General features: G+C 60.0%; 1 protein-coding gene. It reads left to right on the top strand.

Translation table 11 applies throughout. The annotated features are described in order from the left end of the window. A partial coding sequence (gene tuf / locus IFU00_22865; protein ID MBD8545115.1) for an elongation factor Tu occupies positions 1–295 on the top strand: 295 nt, incomplete at both ends.

Raw genomic sequence — 295 nt, 5'->3', positions numbered from 1 at the left:
CCCAGGCCACGCCGACTACATCAAGAACATGATTACCGGTGCTGCGCAGATGGACGGCGCGATCCTGGTGTGCTCGGCCGCTGACGGCCCAATGCCACAGACCCGCGAGCACATCCTGCTGGCCCGTCAGGTTGGCGTTCCATACATCATCGTGTTCCTGAACAAGTGCGACCTGGTCGACGACGCAGAGCTGCTGGAACTGGTCGAAATGGAAGTGCGTGAGCTTCTGTCGAAGTACGAGTTCCCAGGCGACGACGTCCCAATCATCAAGGGTTCGGCACGTATGGCCCTCGAA

Source organism: Oxalobacteraceae sp. CFBP 8761 (assembly GCA_014841595.1).
GTDB lineage: Bacteria > Pseudomonadota > Gammaproteobacteria > Burkholderiales > Burkholderiaceae_D > Telluria.
This window is presented reverse-complemented; position numbering and strand designations above follow the sequence as displayed.